We start from the raw sequence: 20,040 nt of genomic DNA on the forward strand, positions 1-20,040 counted from the left end.
CGAATTACTGCGCGGAGGCTGGTTTATCCAACACAGAGCTGATTTTATCCATCAGTTGCATATAGCTCTGCACACCACCGGCAATATAGAGCGAGGCGGAGTCGAGATAAATCACACGATTATTTTGCCATGCTTTGGTCTTACGAATCAGCGGGTTATCGAGAATTTGTTGTGCCGATTGGTTTTCAGTACGCCCAATCGCATTATCACGGTCAAGGACGAACAACCACTCAGGATTAGCATTAAGAATAAATTCTGAAGTCACCACATTGCCATGATTACCGGCTTCAGTGAAGCTGGCCGCAGAGGTGAAGCCCAACTCGTCAAAAATAAAACCGAAACGCGAACCTGGGGTATAAGCCGACATTTTCCCACCACTGACCATCACGACCATGGCCGAACCGGCGTTAGCCGATTTCTGCTTGATGGCATTGATCTGAGAGGTAAATTTGCCCATCAACGTTTTTGCTTCTTCTTCTTTATTGAAGATAGACGCTAATTGTTCCGTGCGCTGGGTCAGACTTTGGGTAAAGTGCTTAGGGTCGATATCCAGTGCGATAGTTGGCGCAATAGCACTCAGTTTGTCATAGGCATCTTGAGCACGGCCACCCGCAATAATCAGGTCAGGTTTTGCCTGGCTCAGCGTTTCATAATCCGGTTCAAATAATGTCCCCGCATTCAGATATTCTGAGCCGCTGTATTGGGATAAAAATGCCGGAAGATGTGTGCTGGTCTGAGGAACACCGGCAACTTTGATATGCAAGGCATCAGCAATATCCAATACAGAAGGATTCAGTATGATAACTTTTTGCGGATTAAGCGGAACTTGAGTCGTGCCCTGAGCATGTTCGATACTGATTTTTGATGTTTCTTCCGGGGTCGTAGATGCGTTATCACATCCGACAAGCACAGCCGTTACTGCCAACAAAGCTGAAAATAAAGCTAAACGTAATCGCATTTTCTCTCCTTAAAAGTGGGGATGTGGATATCCTTGATTGGGAACGCCAATGATTTGCATTATTAATATCGAATAATACCTATCTATGCCGACAATTAATAGAGAGAAAAGCCCGCGAATAAGGTACGGGATTGAAAGAAGAGTACAGCGACGAGGTGAAACGCTCATATCTCAATATCTAACAAGCAACTCTTTCAACTCGCTCTCGGCCTGCTCTCTATCACCGTCAAACTAGCGGCAGCTTAGTAACCGCGATGATCTGGATGTTTATCCAATTTGAATAAAAACGCGACGTCTGGCTAAAGGCACTTTAAAACCCAGTAATAATCTCTGTAAGGTATATATGACAGAGATTATTAATACGATGTTAATAAATGGTTATCTCATATTCTACTGAGTATACTTATTGGCGTGTTTATTCATTACTCTGGCGTGAAAAATATGTCGACTTATGCTTTACGTAGTGCCATTTGGATTGGGGTATATCTATTTTTTATTCTCGCCCCCTTACTGGCGCTACTAACCGGGACATTACCTCCCGCCCGAGATTTCTGGACTGAGCTTTCTATTGCTCTTGGTTATGCCGGGCTAGCTATCATGGGGCTACAATTTGGCCTAACTGCACGCTTTCGCTATGTGACCGAGCCTTGGGGTGAAGATATTATTTATCACTTCCATCGGCGTATTTCACTGATTGCCGTCGGGCTGGTTATCGCCCATCCTATCATTCTCTTTGTTGTCCGCCCGGAATTACTGGCGTTACTGAACTCCATTGATGCCCCCTGGCGCGCCCGTTTTGCGGCACTGTCAACTTATTCACTGATTGCTTTAGTCATTACGGCATTGTGGCGGGTGCAGCTCAGGATCCGCTATGAAATTTGGCATTTATCTCACATCATTCTGGCGGTAATTGCCGTTATCGCAGGGATTGCACATATGGTCGCCTGGGGTTTTTATCTCGACGACCCGTTAAAAAAAGCACTCTGGATTGGGCTGATTCTTTTTTGGTTTGGATTGTTACTGTATGTGCGCATCGTCAAACCATTCTTTATGCTGCGACGGCCTTTTCGGGTGGTGGATGTTCGCAAAGAGCGCGGCGATACCACCACTCTCGTCATGGAACCTGAGGGCCATACTGGCTTTCATTTCACCCCGGGTCAGTTCGGATGGTTAACCGTTTGGGGCAACCCGTTTAATATCACCGGGCACCCGTTTTCATTTTCATCCAGTGCGAAGGCCAGCGGCGGGCGTGTCGAAATGTCGATCCGCAATTTAGGGGATTTCACTCGTCATATTGCCCAGATACCGGTTGGGCAACGGGTTTATCTGGATGGCCCCTACGGTGCTTTCACCTTAGGTAATCCCGCCGATATGCATGTTCTGGTGGCAGGTGGTGTCGGAATTACCCCAATGATGAGTATGCTGCGCACCCTGGCGGATCGCGGCGATCCACGCCCTGCATTACTGCTATATGGCAGTAAAGATTGGGAGTCGATTACGTTTCGTGAAGAATTGGAAGCCTTACAACTACGGCTCAATTTGAAAGTGGTGCATGTGCTGTCAAACCCGTCGGCAGATTGGGCCGGAGAGCAGGGATTCATTGATGCTGAAGTGTTCAAACGGCACTTGCCGCCACCCTATGCCAGTCATGAATATTTTATTTGTGGCCCGAACGTGATGATGGATGCCATTGAAAAAGCACTGGCAGAAATCAATGTGCCCATGTCGAAATACCATTCTGAGCGCTACAGTTTTGCCTAAGGAGCTTATCAAATGAGACGTTTATTTGCTGACCGGCTAGTGATTGCAACAGCCGTTATTGTGATAGTAGTCGCGATACTATTTGCCTGGTTGCGCGTCGCCGGCTAAAGCGCTTATTTTTATCCCCGGTTTTTATAGCCTCAGAAAAAAGTTTCCCCTCTGTTGCACGAATACTTGCGGACTTTATCGTGCCACCCGCAAATTTCGTGCAAACCTTGAGCAGTTATATGACAGTTTCGTGAACAATCTCTAAAGTAATGATAATTAATTTGATCTATCTACGCGGGTAGATACACTAAAAGCACGAGTTAAGATTAATGTTATCTAATGTTTCTCCGTCAAAGTCAGTTTCGCTGATTGACCCCGGCGGCTGAATAAAGGCGGATAAATACACATTAATAAGTGCGTGAACATGATGCTTCAACACCAGGGGAACCTTTTTAATGACTTCACTAAATAGCTCGGCGGCAGACAATGCTCCATCAGAGAGCATGGCTGCGGAAGAGCGCTTGGCTACGCCCGAAGGTCGCAAAGACTTTTGGCGCGCAACCTTTTCGTGTTGGCTCGGTACGGCCATGGAATATGCAGATTTTGCACTATATGGTTTAGCGGCTGGCATAATATTTGGTGATGTCTTCTTCCCTGAAGCAACACCTGTAATCGCATTGTTATCCAGCTTTGCCACTTACTCTGTCGGCTTTATTGCCCGCCCTATTGGTGCGCTATTGTTCGGTAGATTGGGTGATCGCAAAGGCCGGAAAGTCGTCATGATTACGACCATCACCTTGATGGGTGCCTCCACCACCATGATTGGCCTCATTCCAAGTTATGCCTCTATTGGCTTGTGGGCACCGGCCTGTCTGGCATTCTTGCGCTTTATGCAGGGGCTGGGCGCGGGCGCAGAACTGTCTGGGGGTGCCGTGATGTTAGGGGAATATGCTCCCGCTAAAAGGCGCGGTTTGGTCTCTTCCATTATTGCATTAGGTTCTAACAGCGGTACGCTACTGGCTGCATTAGTGTGGTTGTTGGTCTTGCAGATGGACAAACAAACACTGCTCGATTGGGGCTGGCGTATTCCATTCCTGTCTAGCATTTTAATCGCCGGTGCCGCACTGTTTATTCGTCGCCACATGCGCGAAACCCCGGTATTTGAGCGCCAAAAACTGGTGTTGGAACAACAACGCCAGCAAGCACTGGCACTGGGCCGCGAGCATATCGCTGAAGTGGATAACCGCACATTTTGGCAGCGCAGCAAATCATTCTGGATCATGGTGGGCTTGCGTATCGGCGAGAACGGCCCGTCCTATCTGGCTCAGGGCTTCATGATTGGTTATGTGGCCAAAGTGCTGATGGTGGACAAGTCGGTGCCGACCATGGCGGTGTTTATTGCTTCCTGTCTGGGCTTCCTGATCATTCCACTGGCGGGCTATCTGTCAGATCGTTTTGGTCGCCGCATTACCTATCGCTGGTTCTGCCTGTTATTGATAATTTACGCCTTCCCGGCATTTATGCTGCTCGAAACCCGCGAGCCTATTATCGTTATGGGCACTATCATTGTTGGTATGGGGTTAGCATCACTCGGTATTTTCGGTGTGCAAGCAGCATGGGGTGTTGAGTTATTTGGTGTGACAAATCGCTATACCAAGATGGCGGTCGCAAAAGAATTAGGCTCCATTTTGTCCGGAGGCACTGCGCCATTAATCGCGGCAGCGATGCTAACACTCACCGGTCACTGGTGGCCAATTGCGCTGTATTTCGCCGTGATGGCAGGAATTGGTTTCGTCACCACATTCTTTGCACCAGAAACGCGTGGGCGCGATCTAAACTTGCCAGAAGATGCAATTTAATACCGAAAATCCCTCTATATACTCTACATAGTTCGAGTTGCAGGAATACAGCAAGCGGCGGCTCCACACAGGCTTGGCCCACTGATGGGCCAAGCCGTGAGTGTCGCTTGTGCGTATGCAACATGATGTCTGACGAGTATAGTGATGTAACTGTCTGTTATTCCCAGATATATCCTTAGGGGTGTTTAGCATCGAGGTCACTTTGGTCAACCCGCACTCACATCGAATTACACGTTCTGATGTCGCACGAGAAGCTGGCACTTCTGTGGCGGTAGTCAGTTATGTCATTAATAACGGGCCACGACCCGTTGCGCCCGCCACCAAACAGCGCGTGCTTGATGCCATTAAAAAAACCGGTTATCGCCCCAATGAAATAGCCCGTTCATTGGCGCGTGGAACGACCCAAACATATGGCCTGATTGTTCCCAATATTTCTAACCCTTTTATCTCGTCAATGGCCCATGCACTACAGCGCGAAGCCTTTGCCAATGGGCAAGTGTTGTTATTGGCTGATGCGGGTGATGACCGGCAACGCGAACGCGAACTGATCAATAATCTACTGCATCGTCAGGTTGATGGCCTGCTGTATACCAGTGTTGACCGTCATCCCTATATCGAATTAATTCAGGCGACTGGCACACCTTTTGTCATGCTCGATGCAGTTGATGCCGCGCAACAAATCTGTGCTATTCGTGTGAATGAACGCGCGGCTGCGTTTCAAGCAACCCAGCACCTGATTGAACATGGCCATCGTGATATCGCGATTATTTGCGGTCCACTGGATATGCTCAATACTCAAGATAGGTTGAATGGTTGGCGCGATGCACTGCAACAAGCGGGGCTGAATGCACGTAATGAATGGATTTTCCCAACCACATACACCCGTCCGGGTGGTTATCAGGCCGCACAGCAGATGCTGAAAGGGCCATTGCCACAGGCACTGTTCGCAACTAATGAATTACAGGCGTTTGGGTGCTTGCGCGCCATGGCCGAGCATAATTTGGCCGCCCCGCAAGATCTGGCGCTTATCTGCTTTAACGGCACCATTGAATCTGAATATAACGTGCCGTCATTGACGACCGTGCGCCAGCCAGTGGATGCCATGGCAAAAACGGCCATTGAGATGCTCAGAAACTGGGACGGTAAACCGACTATTCGCGAATTCGATTTTTCGCTCCAAATCGGTGAGTCCTGCGGCTGTTCTAGATTTAAAGAAATTGATTTTCCACTATAAAAGATAAAAACATGCGTTTAATTATTGATTGTGACCCAGGAAATGGCATACCCGGCGCCAATATCGACGATGGTTTAGCATTAGCCCTTGCCATCGCCGCACCGGAAATAACATTAGAATTAGTGACTATCGTGGCAGGAAATACTCCAAGCGAAGTCGGATTTTCTGTTGCCCATGATTTAGTAACCCGTTTGGGATTAAATATTCCCATCATTCGGGGCGCGTCACAGGCGCTGGTCGAGCCCGCAGCACTTTGGCGTGACAAGCTGGATAATGGTGCGGCCCGAAATGGATTAACTGCACTTTGGCAACAAACATCACCACCACCTATTGTGGCCTCCAGTGCGCCATTAGCCGCCCATGCTATCGGAGAGTTAATTTGCAATAACCCCGGAGAAATAACCCTGGTGGCTATCGGCCCCCTGACAAATATCGCCCACGCAATGCAGCTTTACCCACAAATGGCGTCATCGGTGGCAGAAATTGCTATCATGGGAGGTGTATTTAATGTCGATGGCTACCTTAAAGACACTAATTTTGGTATCGATCCCGAAGCCGCACATGTGGTGTTGACCAGTGGTGCTAATATTACACTGGCACCTTTGGATGTCACCACGCAAACCCAATTGCTGCATCAGGATTTGGATAAGTTCGCGAAAATTGACTCCCCACTGAGCCGTTATCTGGTAGAAACACTCCGTCCGTGGATAAGCTACTCGATGCAAACGCGCCAACTACCTGGCTGCTGGGTTCATGATGCGCTGGTCGTCGCCTGGTTACTGGATAAAAGCATCGTGACCACGGCCAGCGACTATGTTGATGTCGTACTGGAAGGCGCGCTAACCCGTGGTATGACGGTGCGCTTTAGCCCAGAAAATCTACGTTTGGATGTCGGTATTCCGGCACCACAAGGTAAGCCAATAAAAATTCTGCAATCCGTTGATAATAAAAAGCTCTTGGACACCATTTATCAATCCTTGAGCAATTTCACCTAATCTGATTGGAGCCACTCACCACAACTGAGACTGACTATGCTGACATTGCTTCATCTGCTTTCTTCTGTTGCCCTGCTCGTGTGGGGTACACATATCGTCCGCACAGGTATCATGCGGGTTTATGGCGCTGATTTGCGCCGGGTGCTGAGCGCCAGTATCCAGAAAAAACCAACTGCATTTATAGCCGGGATTGGCGTCACGGCGCTGGTACAAAGCAGCAATGCGACGGCGTTGCTGGTGATTTCATTTGTATCACAGGGGCTGATTTCATTGTCACCCGCGCTGGTGATTATGTTAGGGGCTGATGTGGGGACGGCGCTGATGGCGCGAGTGCTCACTTTTGATCTCTCCTGGCTGTCGCCATTACTGATTCTCGGCGGGGTGATTGTCTTCCTCGGCCAACGTAAAGCCCGTGTGGGCCAAATGGGGCGAGTGTGTATTGGCCTTGGGCTGATAATTCTCGCCTTGCAACTGATTGTCAGCGCTGCCGGCCCGATCACACAGGCGACGGCGGTTCAGGCCATTTTCTCCTCCCTGACCGGGGATACTATTCTGGCGCTGTTGATTGGCGCGCTGTTCGCCATGATCAGTTATTCCAGTCTGGCTGCGGTGCTCCTCACCGCGACACTCGCCGCCACCGGGTTAGTGCCGCTGAATATCGCGCTTTGTATTGTGATTGGCTCCAATCTGGGGAGCGGATTGCTGGCCTTGATCAGTAGCCGTGGACAGAATGCGGTATCCCGCCAAGTGGTGTTGGGAAGCCTGCTGTTTAAAGTTATCGGCTGTATTTTGGTGCTTCCTTGGGTCAATGTATTAGGGAAATGGTTGTTCGGGCACAGCTTACCCGCCGCCGAAGTGGTCATTTACTTCCACGTTTTCTATAACTTGCTGCGCTGTCTGTTGATGTTGCCATTTGTTGGAGTGATGGCACGAATTTGCAGCCGCTTAGTGAGTGATGATCCCAACACAGCCCAGCCCTCTGCACCGCGCTATTTAGATATTACCGCTATCGATACCCCGTCACTGGCATTAGCAAACGCCGTGCGGGAAACCCTGCGTATGGGCGATGTACTGGAACAAATGCTATTTCGCTTTAAAGAAGTGCTGGAAGGCAATAAACAGCAAAAACATGAAGTTAGCTTATTAGAAGACGAAGTTGACATGCTGTATAGCGCGATAAAACTGTATTTGGCGCAAATTCAGCAAGATGAATTGGGCGAGATTGATTCACGCCGCTGGGCCGAAATTATTGATACTGCAGTCAATCTTCAGCAAGCTGGCGATATTATTGGCCGAATGACATCCGATGTCGCCGCCAAGTCACTGAATGCGCGCAAGCCGTTTTCAGTTGAAGGGTTTGAAGAGTTAAATACTCTACATGCCCGACTGGTTGCTAATCTGGATTTAGGGATGTCGGTATTTTTATCCCGAGATATCAATAACGCCAAGCGCTTGCGCCGCGCCAAGCACCGTTTCCGCTTGTTAAACCGCCGTTATTCCCATGCCCACGTCGAACGTTTGCACCAACAAAACGTGCTGAGCATTGAAACCAGCAGTCTGCATATGGGGCTATTGGGGGATATGAAGCGCTTGAACTCACTATTCTGCTCAACTGCATATCATGTGTTGGAAGTGCAGGAAGAAGCATTGGATTAAAACATAATATTGGGGAGAGCGGTAAATCCACCCTCCCCCAATATGCTGTTTACAAAGACTATTCAGCCGCAGACAGGCAAATAGTTCTCGTCAACTCATATGATTTAACAAAGGAACTGATTGGCAAGAATTCAAATGGCGAATGGAAGTTATGCGCGCCAGTGAAATAGTTCGGTGTTAACAACCCTTTGCTCGATAATGCTGCGCCATCCGTACCGCCCCTCATAGGAATCACATTCGGTTCAATCCCCAACAGTGCCATGGAGGAGAAAATAAGCTCAATAGCTTTCTTATCTTCACCAATGGAATTACTGATATTGCTGTAAACATCAGTCACTGAATAACTTAACTTCGCGCGCGGATACCGTGCAGAAACCTTTGCCACCGCCTCGCCAATTGAGGTTTTACGGGCCGCAAATGATGCATTATCAAAATCACGAATCGCCATTTTCAGTTTGGCGCTGTTGGGGTTGGCAACCATATCGGTAAACCAAACATAGCCTTCTCGCCCTTCGGTGTGTTCTGGCGTCTGTTGTGGGTCAAATTCGCTGATAATGTCATAAGCAACACGGATAGGATTGATTAGCACATTCTTGGCTGACATGGGATGCGCCGTCACCCCCACAATATCAATCTCAGCCGAGGCCGCATTAAAGTTCTCATACACCACTTCGCCCAGTTCGCAGCAATCAATGGTGTAAGCAAAATCAACATCAAACCGCGCCAGATCCAATGCTTTGGCCCCACGCAAACCTATCTCTTCGTCGGGCACAAATGCCACAACAATATCGCCGTGTTTATCATCCGCGCTCAGGTTTTCCAGCAGGGTCATCACCACCGTTACCGCCGCTTTATTATCCGCGCCCAACACACTGGTGCCATCGCTGAAAATAATCTCTTCACCCTGATAACGTAGAATTTCCGGGTGTTCAGCAGTGCGCAGATAAATACCTTGCTCTGGGTTCAAGCACAGGTCACTGCCGGTAAAGTGCAAGCGCTGCGGATGAATATCAGGTGACAAACCAACATCAACAGTATCAATGTGAGTAATGAAACCAATACGAGGCGCTGTCGGCTGATTACCCGGCTTACGGGCAGTTACCGTTGCATGTTCATCAATAATGATATCTTCCAGCCCCAACTGCCGCAGTTCGTCAGCCAACATTTGGGCCATTTTATGTTGCCCCGCCGTGCTGGGCAGAGTGTCAGAGGCGGCATCACTCTGACTGCTGACAGACAGATAGCGAAAAAAACGTTGAGTCAGTTGTTCTGAGAGTGCGATTGTCATTTCTTATTCCTTATTTATTTTATTTTTAGACTATTAGTGGGTCGCCGGGTAGGTGTAGCCGCTTTGGAACCCCAACGGAATACCCAGCCCCCAGAACAAATACAGCATCAGAGTTAGCACGATGGTCAGCCCAAGGGTATAAGGCAGCATCATGGCACAGAGTGTTCCGACCCCCGTTTTAGAGCAATATTGGCGGCAATACATGATGATTAAAGGATAGAAAGCAAACATCGGCGTCGAAATGTTTACAGTAGAACTGACGCGGAAACTGGCCTGCGTCAGCTCCGGTGAAATGCCCACAGCCATTAACATGGGAACTAATACCGGAGCCAGAATTGACCATTTAGACGATGCAGAAGTAATAATAATGTCCAGCGCGCAAGACAGCAGAATCACCCCAAGAATAGTGAATCCGGCGGGCATCGCCAGTGTACGCAAGAAGTCAGCCCCTGAGATGGCGAGCAACGTGCCAATATTGGAATGGCTGAATGAGTATAGGAACTGCGCACAGAAGAAACTGAAAACTAAAAACGAAACTAATGAGCGAGTGATGTTTTCCATGCTGCTGGTGACATCTTTCGTGCTCTTAAAGGTGCCCGCGCTAAAACCGTAAATCAGGCCAGGAATGGCAAACATGAAGAACAGTAACGGTACAATTGCTTGCATGATAGGCGCGTCAGGGCGGGTTAAACTCCCCTCAGGTGAGCGCAGTAAAGAGTTATCGGGGTACAAAGCTGCCGCCAGACCAATCAACATCAACAACATGGTCAACCCCGCTTTTCTAAATGCTTTACTCTCGCGCGGAGTGACTTTTTGCAGTTCATCATTGTTATCGAGCACACTGAGAGAGTCATTCAGTGGCATTGATTTAATCAGACGCGGCTCAACAACTTTCTCAGTAATAAACCAGCACACCAAAATCACCGCAAAAGTGCTGCCAAAACTAAGGAAATAGTTACATAACACATTGACGTTATAACTCGGGTCAATAATATTTGCCGCACCCTGAGTGAAGCCTTGCATGATTGGGTCAATAATTGACGGGGTGTAACTGGCCGAAAATCCCCCGGCTAACCCGGCAAAAGCGGCGGCAATACCTGCAAGCGGGTGACGACCACTGGCATAAAACATCATGGCTGATACCGGCATTAAAATCACGTAAGCCGAGTCAGATGCAACATGGCTGACCACACCAATAAAAATGACCGCCGGCGTCAAAATGCGCTGCGGCGTAACATTAAGCATCTTTTTCAACATCACCTGAATAAAGCCGCTGCCTTCTGCAATCCCAATACCCAGTGTTGCGACAATAGTAATTGCCAGTGGTGGGAAATTAATAAAGTTTTTGACCATAGTAGTAATAAAGGTCACCAGCTCAACGGGCGCCAGCATATTGGTCACTTTGATCTGAGAGCCGGTCAGGGGGTGATAATAATCAAAATTGATAAATGACAAGCCAAAGGAGAGCGCCCAGCACACGCCCAATGCATAAATAAAAAGCATAGTGATATCTGGCATTGCATTACCAATGCGCTCGATAGTATTAAGTATTCCGGTTTGCCGGTTTTCTTGCGGTTCTACTGATGACATATCCTGTCCTTTCCCTTTAAAGAGGCCATAGCCAAAACGGACAGAAAATACACGTGACTTCCTGTCGCGATAGAGTGATTGCATGATGTGGGAGAAGATAAAACCAAAAACTAATGGGGTAACAAACCAATAAACCCTATAAATAGAAAACAAAATCAATAACTAACATTATGAAAAATATGATATTTTTATGCTCAATTTTTATAACAAAAATCAGAATGCGTCAATTTAATTTCATTACTCATTCAACCCAATATAATATTAAGCACTCTAGATGTGGTAAATAACTAAATTTAACATCGATAAATAACAAGTCATGAGATTAATATCCCATTAATGGGATAAATTAAAAAATATAAAACCAAAACAACGCGCTACAGACTCCTTCATTATTGATATTTATCCGCACACTTTTCACGACAAAAAACGGCACATACCTGTTGATATGTGTAATGAATAGCTCTGCTAATTCTATGAAAATACTGTAGCCGCATACCATGCACTATTGAATTAACTTATTGAATTTATATGTATTTATATGAAATTAATAAAAAACAGAATATAAGAGAAATGCATAATATCAATAGTCTTAACCGAAATATCTCACCGACACACACTGTTTGATACCTTTTTTATTGGCTACTTCTTTAAGCGCTGGCGCTCTACATTAATTTGGTAGAACGCCCCAGTGTTATATAGTATCCAGTTATGGGCGCACAAAAGACACTAAATGGGCAGGTTATGTACAGTTAACCAGCCCAATCAACCAGGATTTGCTGCGTTGATTTTACTGTAATACGGTTACCTGGAATTGCCAGTTCTGACCAAACCTCATTGTGTTGCGCGATAAGTTGCTGGGCTGTGGCATATTGCCTGTCCGCAGTCGTATGGGCATCGGAAGCAATTGTCAGGGCATACCCTTTACTGGCAGCAATTTTAATAGTGGTATCAACACAGTAATCAGTGGCGCAACCACAGATGGTCAAATGAGTGGTTCCCAACTCAGCAATGACATTATCAAGTGAAGTGCGATAAAACGAATCACAGGCCGTTTTGTTTACATAAATCGCACCTTCTGGGCGATAAAGTTCCGGCAACAACTGCCACAACTCACTCCCTTCCGTCATTTCACCTTCAATATGCTGTATGAAAATAATCTGATCGGCATGATCTGTTAGTTGGTTAATACGCGCTATTCGACCTAGGCTGTCAAAGCGGGGATTAGCAAAAACGCCAATTTGCATATCAATAACAATAACAATATTTTCTTTGATCACAGCCAACCTCTATTTTGATGTGAAAACACGGACTCAGCCAGAGCAGTGTAACAGCCAACAATGCAGTAGCTGAAATAGATTGCTTGCTGGTCGCCGCTCTTTATCAACTTCGATCAGCTTATCTTCAGTTTCCCTGTGATGTAGTACAAGCACACATAAAATTGTCTTCTGGCACAGCCCGAGTGGCGAGGGATATTGCTGATGGATGATGGTGCAGCTCAGTTAAGCATTCAAGAGTGAGATTCAATGCCGCGTGATGATTGATAAGTCTTTATTCGTATATAACAGCCCACTTCCCATAAGCAGGCTATTATTTTTGATGTTAAAAACGCGCTTATTTCTTCAGTTGTAATGTCGTCATGCAAGTTTGATTTTCAACTTGGGTCGCAAAAGGTGATGTAGCCTTAAGGCCTTGATAACTCACTTCAATCGTACCTTCAGTGTTACGTGGTAACCACACCCCAATAAAACCATTCTGATAGCTGGTGAGTTTATCTTGCAAGATAATGTTCCCCGTTTTATCAGTAATTTTCACATCGAATGGAGTATTAGCTAATTCACCACGACAGCCAGAAAGGCTGTGGTTAAAACAGGGGTGGGTTTGTTTTATATAAGGCGCAAATGAAAGATAGAACTTATCCCCCAGCGGGAAAGAGAACTGTTGTTGCCCGTCCGATAATGTCAGTTCAGTCCCTGTTACCGAAGCAGAATAGGCCAAAGGACGCTCTTGTTTAGATTGATCGATGGCCTCAATCATTTGTTCAGTGGTTTTTCCAGATAAACCATGCTGAGCCAAAAATTCCGTTTGAGTTGTAGCCGAGGCAAAGTGGCTGAAAGTGATGGCGGCAAAAGCAACAATCGCCCAGCGCGTTACCGCAGCAAATGTTTTATTCATTATGTTGTGCCCTTCAATAAGAGAAATATATTTTATAAGGTGAGCCATAATCTAAACCCTCCCCTTAGGAGAGGGTCAAAGATAGATTTGAATAGAAAGGTAAACCATTGTATAGAAATGAATTTTATTGATCTAAATCAAATTAAAAACGTGATATCACCCTCAACTCACATTAATTAATATCAGGGTGCTGAGCAATCAAGTTCTTTCTCTTTTTCTCAAGGTCGGCAATTTGCTGATCAATATCTTCTATATTCTGTTCAATGTTGTCATGGTGTTCCTGCAATATTTCTTTGGCCTCGGCTCTATCTGAAGCCGCAGGAGTCGCCCCTTTCAATGGCATATTTGCAGTTTCTTTCATAAAGACTCCAGTCACCAAGCCAATAACCGCTACCACCATCAAATAATAAGCCGGCATAAACAGATTTTGTGTGGTCTCGACCAACCAAGCGGCAACTGTTGGCGTCAAACCTGCAGCTAACACCGAGATATTAAAGGCAATAGCTAATGCGCTATAGCGTATATGAGTTGGGAACATCGCCGGTAATATGGATGCCATCACACCGGTAAAACAATTAAGTAAAATCGCCAGAATCAACAAGCCACAAAATATCAAACCGATAATGCCACTGTTAATCAAAATGAAACTAGGGATGGCAAGAACAAACAGCCCAATACTACCGCAGATAACAAAAGGTTTACGACCAAATCGGTCACTCATTAAACCCATAACCGGTTGGACGAACAACATACCAAGCATAATAGCGATAATAATCAATACACCGTGGTCTTCAGAATAATGCAGACTGTGAGACAGATAACTCGGCATATAGGTCAACAACATGTAATAAGTGACATTCGTTGCGATCACCATGCCGACACAAATAGTCAGATTTTTCCATTGCTTGGTGAGAATTTCACGGAAAGAGACTTTCGGTGGCTGGGCAATATTATGGCGAGAGTCATTATCAATTTTATCAACATGCTGCTGGAAGGTGGGCGTCTCTTCAAGCGCATGGCGTAAATAGATGCCAATTAGCCCTAATGGTGCCGCCACAAAGAACGGAATACGCCATCCCCATTCAAGGAAACTGGCTTCACCCACGATACTGGAAATAAGCAGAACAACCCCAGCTCCGAGAACAAAACCGGCAATAGAACCAAAATCTAACCAACTGCCGAGGAAACCACGCTTTCTGTCCGGTGAATATTCAGCCACAAAAATAGCCGCGCCGGTATATTCGCCACCCACCGAAAAGCCCTGAGCTAATTTTGCTAATAACAACAGTATGGGTGCCCAAATACCTATCGAGGCATAGGAGGGAATTAACCCAATACAAAATGTACTGACTGACATAATAATGATGGTGACAGACAGAACTTTTTGCCGCCCATACTTGTCACCCAACGCACCAAAGAATAAGCCGCCGAGAGGCCGAACCAAGAAAGGAACGGAAAAAGTCGCCAATGCCGCGATCATTTGAATACCGGGGTCTGCACCGGGGAAAAATACCTGACCGAGTGCGAATGCAACAAAACCATACACACCAAAGTCAAACCACTCCATGGCGTTACCCAAAGCAGCAGCCGTGATAGCCTTCTTCAATTTGGCATCATCAATGATAGTAATGTCATTGATTTGCATAGGTTTAACACTCTTTCTTCGTAGTCCCATTTTTTCTTCCTTATGTTCCCAATAGTTCCACTGCATAAAGTATGAAAATGATGACGCGCAGCAATACCCATTAAAAAAATCAAATTTTTGTAAGATGTTTATAAGAATAGTTGTAAAACGAGGAGATTTGTAGGGTGGCTCAACCTGAAATCATTAGATAGATTAACTTATTATCGTCCAAAATGCATGTTTGATAACAATCAAAATCAGTATTTAGTGGGTTTTAATCCTATTATTGTCTGAATAATCAGGCATATATACCGCAATAACCAAAAGGTCTATAAGCAAGCCTTATATACCCCTTAATTCTGATGCCGCTGATGTTCAAATATTTAGGCGGTGAGCTGATACCAGACTTTTCAGGTCTGTATATCAACTCACCGCCAGTAATACTACTTTTGTGCAGGAAATCACATTCTCATGGATTAATGCTGCGGGTCTTTATCAGAAGGTTGTTTGCCTTTTTTTGTCCATTCACGCAGCCGCTGAATGTGCAGATACAGCGCTGGGATAAACAAGATCCCCACAGCAGTGGCCATTAGCATGCCGCCAAACACGGTAATACCTATAATCTGGCGGCTCATCGCACCCGCACCACTGGCAAAGACCAGCGGCATCACGCCGAGAATAAATGAAATTGCCGTCATCATTACCGCACGAAAACGCTGTTTGGCCCCATCTTGCGCCGCCTGAGCAATCGTCGCCCCCTCTTCCCGCCGGGCTTTGGAGAATTCAACAATCAATATCGCATTCTTGGCCGCCAACCCTATCAATAGTACCAGCCCGATTTGCGCATACACGTCGTTAGCGAAGCCCATAACTGACAACCCGGCTACCGCCCCCCCAACAGCAAACACCACCGACAGAATCACCACCAGCGGGATACTCCAGCTCTCATACTGAGCAACCAGGAACAGATACGCGAATACCAATGCAGCCAGATAAATAAACACCACCTGCCCGCCGGTTTGCTGCTCCTGCCATGACATCCCGCTCCAGCTATAGCTGTAGCCTTGCGGTAAATTTTGCGCCAATAGCGCTTCCATTGCCGCCATTGCCTGCCCCGAACTGGCCCCATCAGCCGCAGAACCACTAATTGCAACCGAAGGGAACTGGTTGAAATTACTGATAAAAGGCGCGCCAACTGACGGCGTCAAAATGACCAGATTCGCCAGGCTGACCAATGCGCCGTTATCACTGCGCACATTCAAACTATTTATCTGCGCAGTGCGCTGACGGAAATCCATATCATTTTGTAATTGCACCCGGAACATGCGGTTATTGATAGTGAAATCACCGGCATTCATCCCCCCGAGTGAGGTTTGTAATGTCTGGAAAATGCGGCTGACCGGCACTTGTAATAATGCCGCACGGGAGCGGTCGATACTCAGATTGACTTCAGGTACTGAAGCACTGAATGTCGTGAACACTCGGCTCAGTTTCGGATCCTGATTGGCAGCAAAAATAATCCCCTGACTGACTTGCGCCAGCTCCTGCGGAGTCTGCCCCAGCAGGGCTTGAATCCGCAAATCAAAACCGGACGCACTGCCCAAACCGGCTATCGCCGGTGGATTGACAGCCATGATCATCGCCGAGGGAATCGCCGCCAGATTAGCCTGAATATTCGCCAACACTTGATCAATATGCGGCCGCTGCCCCCAAGGTTTGAGCATCACAATAGCAAAACCCGCATTAGGAGAATTATTACCGCTGAGCAAGCTAAAGCCGGTAATTTTTATGACATCCTCAACAGCATCGTTAGCGGTTACCTGCTGATACATCTGATCCATTACCGTCTGGGTACGATTTAGAGAAGCGCCATCAGGCAGTTGCAAACTGACAAAGAAATAGCCTTGATCCTCTTCTGGCAAAAAGGAGGTCGGCAGGCGGGTATAACCCCACCAGGTAGCGAACCCCACCAATAGCAGGGCTATGATACTGAATACGGCACGGCTACTGATTCGCCCCGTCAATGCAACATAGCCATCACGGGCACTGTCCAAACCGCGGTTAATTCCTCCAAATATCCCAGTGTTCGACAATGTCCGGCGCTTAAGTAATACCGCACACAGTGCCGGACTTAGCGTTAACGCATTGATACTAGATAAAATAACGGCGGCCGAGAGTGTGACAGCGAACTGCCGATACAGCTCACCTACAATGCCCGGTAAAATAGCGATGGGCACAAATACCGCCATCAGCACCAGTGTGGTGGCAATAATTGGCCCGGCAATCTGGCTCATTGCCTGTTTGGTTGCTTCTGCTGGCGTGAGATTCGGATCATTTGATAATAGGCGTTCGACGTTTTCGACCACGACAATGGCGTCATCCACCACGATGGTCAGGGCCAAAATGATAGCAAACAAACTGAGGGTATTGGCTGAGTAACCAAAGACATACAGCACAGCAAAAGTACCCAACAGCGAAACCGGAATGGTGAGCGCGACAATAAAAGTCGCCCGCATACTTTGTAAAAACAGATACACCACCGCCAGCACCACAATGAGGGTCAAGGTCAGTGAGAGTGCAATTTCATGCAAGGTGGCGGTGACGGGTAAAGTGGAGTCGTAATTGATTTCATAGGTCAGATCCGGCGGAAAAGAGGCCGACAGACGGGCCATTTCATCCCGGACGCCATTTGCCACATTTAATGCATTAGCACCGGGTACCGGGTAAACCACTAAGAATGCCGATTCAGTCTGATTTTGCGCCGCACTGACCTGATAATTCTGCGCCCCTAATGCCACACGGGCCACATCACCCAGCCGAATCATACCGCCTTGTGGATTACTGCGAATAATAACATTGGCAAATTCTTGTGGGTCGGTAAGTCGCCCCTGCCCACTGATGGTCAGAGTTTGCTGTTGGTCGGGCATCGACGGTGATGAACCAATCTGCCCAGCCGCGGCCTGTACGTTCTGTTGTTGTAATGCAGCGATAATGTCTTGCACGCTAACATTTAGCGACTCCATGCGTTGTGGATTCAACCACACACGCATGCTGTAATCGCGGGCCCCAAAGACCTGCACATCACCAACACCATTGATACGCGCAATAGCATCACGCAACTGTATGCTGGTGTAGTTACTGACAAACAGGGCGTCGTGGGTCTGCTTTGGTGAAAAGACACTGACCCCCAATAGCAGGTTAGAGGCCCGTTTACGCACCGAAATGCCATTTTCATTCACTTCCGCAGGGAGTTGGGCACTCACCTGAGAAATACGGTTTTGCACCTCAACCGCCGCCATATCCGGATCCGTGCCACTGGCGAAAGTGATACTCAGTTGATAGCTGCCGTTATTGCCACTGGTGGACTCCATATAGAGCATATTGCTGACACCATTGACCTGCGCCTCCAGCGGAGACGCAATAGCTTGCGCCACATCGCGGGCGCTGGCTCCAGGATAAACGGCACTGACCGACACCACTGGCGGCGTGATATCAGGGTATTGCTCGACAGGAATAACATGTAATGATACCCAACCAACAATGGTTATCACCAATGCAATAACAATGGCGAATTTGGGACGACGGATAAAGAAATGCAGCATCTGGCCTTCCCCTTAATTCGCAGTCAGCGGCGTAGCAATACTGGCGCTAACCGTCATTCCAGGCCGGACATGTTGTAGCCCCGATACAATGACGCGCTCGCCCACTTTTAACCCGTCTTTCACTTCATATTGTTGTTCGAACTGCTCGCCAAGAGTGACAGGCCGCACTTCAACCTGATCCTTATCCGTGACCACCAACACAAAATGGCCCTGCTTATTTTGTTGCAATGCTGCAATCGGGATAGCGGTGACTGCTTTTGCTGTTTCTGCCGCCAGTGACACATTGACGACACCTCCGGGCAATAATAAATGCCGTGGGTTATCAAAACGGGTACGAATAGTCACTGTCCCGGTCTGTTTATCAATTTGATTATCAACAGATTCAAAAACGCCACTTTCTGGATACTGTTTACCATTTGCCAGTTGAATGCGCGGGGTGAGATGCTCAAACGCCAGAGCACTGTTTTCACTGGCTGAAGCAGCCCCTGCCGCGGATGACTGATAGGTGGCGGTGATGTAATCTCTTTCATTAACGGCAATGGCAACCCGGATAGGGTCAAGCTGCACGATACTGACCAATGTGCCGCTGGCCGGATTAATCAAGCTGCCGACGTTAAAGCGGCTGTGGCCAATTTGGCCCGTAATCGGGGCATAAATGCGGGTGAAACTGAGTTGTAGCTGCTGAATTTGCAGGTTTGCTTGCGCCTGAGCCACTGCCGCCCGGCTGATATCGCGCTGCGCCTGCGCTTCATCAACTTCAGCCTGACTAACCGAGCGGTTATTGCCCAAACGCTGTAAACGGGTGAGTGTCACCTGCGCATGGTTGGCGCTGGCGGTTGCGCTGTCTAATTGCGCTTGCGCCTGAGTGACGGATGCTTGATGCAAAGCAGGATCGATTTCATACAATAAATCCCCCTGCTTAACCATCTGCCCTTCGGTAAACAATCTGGCCGCAATAAACCCTTCTGTTCGGGTTGTGACATCCACCGCCTGAATAGCTTCTACCCGTCCGAGAAACTGCAATGCACTATCGGGAGTCATAGAGGTCACTACCGCGACAGTCACCGCAGGCAAGGGGGCCGCAGCTATTGCGCTATATGTGCTAATACCCAGCATCAACACCACGGTATATGCGAGTTGATGATATAGCCGAGCACATAGAATCCGCTGCACGTTAAACACTCTCGTGTTGCGAACCAAATTCAATGTCAACATGGTTATTTATTCCTTACTCTCGGCGGGTAATTAATTTGGACGGGTATAAACAAAGTTTAGTAGGATTAATAATAATCTGAAGTCACTTTAACGTCTTG

The 20,040-nt window shown here is 47.4% G+C and carries 13 protein-coding genes; 5 read left to right on the plus strand and 8 right to left on the minus strand.

Features of this window, described 5'->3' with window-relative positions; translation table 11 throughout:
* Nucleotides 1-4: 4 nt before the first annotated feature.
* Nucleotides 5-958 carry a siderophore ABC transporter substrate-binding protein gene (locus tag F0T03_RS17900; RefSeq protein WP_159679857.1) on the minus strand — a complete coding sequence of 318 codons (954 nt, stop codon included), beginning with the start codon at nt 956-958 and terminating at the stop codon, nt 5-7.
* Between the two features lie 441 nt (nt 959-1,399).
* Between F0T03_RS17900 and F0T03_RS17905 the strand changes: the two genes are divergently transcribed.
* The 5 genes from F0T03_RS17905 (at nt 1,400) to F0T03_RS17925 (ending at nt 8,451) form a co-directional block, all read left to right on the plus strand.
* Nucleotides 1,400-2,719 carry a ferredoxin reductase family protein gene (locus F0T03_RS17905; protein WP_159679860.1) on the plus strand — a complete coding sequence of 440 codons (1,320 nt, stop codon included), beginning with the start codon at nt 1,400-1,402 and terminating at the stop codon, nt 2,717-2,719.
* Between the two features lie 443 nt (nt 2,720-3,162).
* Nucleotides 3,163-4,566, plus strand: coding sequence for an MFS transporter (locus F0T03_RS17910; protein WP_159679862.1), 1,404 nt, complete (start codon nt 3,163-3,165; stop codon nt 4,564-4,566).
* 226 nt (nt 4,567-4,792) lie between these two features.
* Nucleotides 4,793-5,800, plus strand: a complete 1,008-nt coding sequence (locus F0T03_RS17915) for a LacI family DNA-binding transcriptional regulator (protein WP_162527056.1) — start codon at nt 4,793-4,795, stop codon at nt 5,798-5,800.
* Between the two features lie 11 nt (nt 5,801-5,811).
* On the plus strand, nt 5,812-6,795 hold the full coding sequence (locus tag F0T03_RS17920) for a nucleoside hydrolase (RefSeq protein WP_159679864.1): 984 nt from the start codon (nt 5,812-5,814) through the stop codon (nt 6,793-6,795).
* Between the two features lie 36 nt (nt 6,796-6,831).
* Entirely contained in the window at nt 6,832-8,451 is a 1,620-nt protein-coding gene (locus F0T03_RS17925; protein WP_159679866.1) for a Na/Pi cotransporter family protein, read from the plus strand.
* Nucleotides 8,452-8,509: 58 nt separating this feature from the next.
* On the opposite strand, the gene pepT is transcribed toward F0T03_RS17925, so the two are convergent.
* The 7 genes from pepT to F0T03_RS17960 all read right to left on the minus strand — a co-directional run bounded on the left by pepT (nt 8,510) and on the right by F0T03_RS17960 (nt 19,942).
* Complete coding sequence (gene pepT / locus F0T03_RS17930) at nt 8,510-9,739, minus strand: peptidase T (RefSeq protein ID WP_159679868.1); 1,230 nt, start codon at nt 9,737-9,739, stop codon at nt 8,510-8,512.
* Nucleotides 9,740-9,772: 33 nt separating this feature from the next.
* Nucleotides 9,773-11,329, minus strand: a complete 1,557-nt coding sequence (locus F0T03_RS17935) for an AbgT family transporter (RefSeq protein ID WP_145553292.1) — start codon at nt 11,327-11,329, stop codon at nt 9,773-9,775.
* A gap of 749 nt (nt 11,330-12,078) precedes the next feature.
* The gene (locus F0T03_RS17940; protein WP_145553295.1) at nt 12,079-12,606 is read right to left on the minus strand and encodes an isochorismatase family protein; all 528 of its coding nucleotides are present in this window, start codon (nt 12,604-12,606) and stop codon (nt 12,079-12,081) included.
* 334 nt (nt 12,607-12,940) lie between these two features.
* Nucleotides 12,941-13,501 (minus strand): copper-binding periplasmic metallochaperone CueP, encoded by a 561-nt coding sequence (cueP, locus tag F0T03_RS17945; RefSeq protein ID WP_159679871.1) that lies wholly within the window; start codon nt 13,499-13,501, stop codon nt 12,941-12,943.
* Between the two features lie 172 nt (nt 13,502-13,673).
* Nucleotides 13,674-15,176 (minus strand): glycine betaine/L-proline transporter ProP, encoded by a 1,503-nt coding sequence (proP, locus tag F0T03_RS17950; RefSeq protein WP_159679873.1) that lies wholly within the window; start codon nt 15,174-15,176, stop codon nt 13,674-13,676.
* Between the two features lie 425 nt (nt 15,177-15,601).
* Nucleotides 15,602-18,727, minus strand: a complete 3,126-nt coding sequence (locus F0T03_RS17955; RefSeq protein WP_159679876.1) for an efflux RND transporter permease subunit — start codon at nt 18,725-18,727, stop codon at nt 15,602-15,604.
* A 12-nt stretch (nt 18,728-18,739) separates the two neighbouring features.
* Nucleotides 18,740-19,942: an efflux RND transporter periplasmic adaptor subunit gene (locus tag F0T03_RS17960; protein WP_159679878.1), complete on the minus strand. Its 1,203-nt coding sequence runs from the start codon at nt 19,940-19,942 to the stop codon at nt 18,740-18,742.
* Nucleotides 19,943-20,040 lie beyond the last annotated feature (98 nt).

It is taken from the genome of Yersinia canariae (assembly GCF_009831415.1).
In the GTDB taxonomy this organism is placed as follows: Bacteria; Pseudomonadota; Gammaproteobacteria; order Enterobacterales; family Enterobacteriaceae; genus Yersinia; species Yersinia canariae.

Coding starts and splice junctions, on each gene's coding strand:
- F0T03_RS17905 (WP_159679860.1), top strand. CDS start 1,400: ATGTCGACTTATGCTTTACGTAGTGCCATTTGGATTGGGGTATATCTA.
- F0T03_RS17900 (WP_159679857.1), bottom strand. CDS start 958: ATGCGATTACGTTTAGCTTTATTTTCAGCTTTGTTGGCAGTAACGGCT.
- pepT (WP_159679868.1), bottom strand. CDS start 9,739: ATGACAATCGCACTCTCAGAACAACTGACTCAACGTTTTTTTCGCTAT.
- F0T03_RS17960 (WP_159679878.1), bottom strand. CDS start 19,942: ATGTTGACATTGAATTTGGTTCGCAACACGAGAGTGTTTAACGTGCAG.
- proP (WP_159679873.1), bottom strand. CDS start 15,176: ATGGGACTACGAAGAAAGAGTGTTAAACCTATGCAAATCAATGACATT.
- F0T03_RS17935 (WP_145553292.1), bottom strand. CDS start 11,329: ATGTCATCAGTAGAACCGCAAGAAAACCGGCAAACCGGAATACTTAAT.
- F0T03_RS17955 (WP_159679876.1), bottom strand. CDS start 18,727: ATGCTGCATTTCTTTATCCGTCGTCCCAAATTCGCCATTGTTATTGCA.
- F0T03_RS17925 (WP_159679866.1), top strand. CDS start 6,832: ATGCTGACATTGCTTCATCTGCTTTCTTCTGTTGCCCTGCTCGTGTGG.
- F0T03_RS17920 (WP_159679864.1), top strand. CDS start 5,812: ATGCGTTTAATTATTGATTGTGACCCAGGAAATGGCATACCCGGCGCC.
- cueP (WP_159679871.1), bottom strand. CDS start 13,501: ATGAATAAAACATTTGCTGCGGTAACGCGCTGGGCGATTGTTGCTTTT.
- F0T03_RS17910 (WP_159679862.1), top strand. CDS start 3,163: ATGACTTCACTAAATAGCTCGGCGGCAGACAATGCTCCATCAGAGAGC.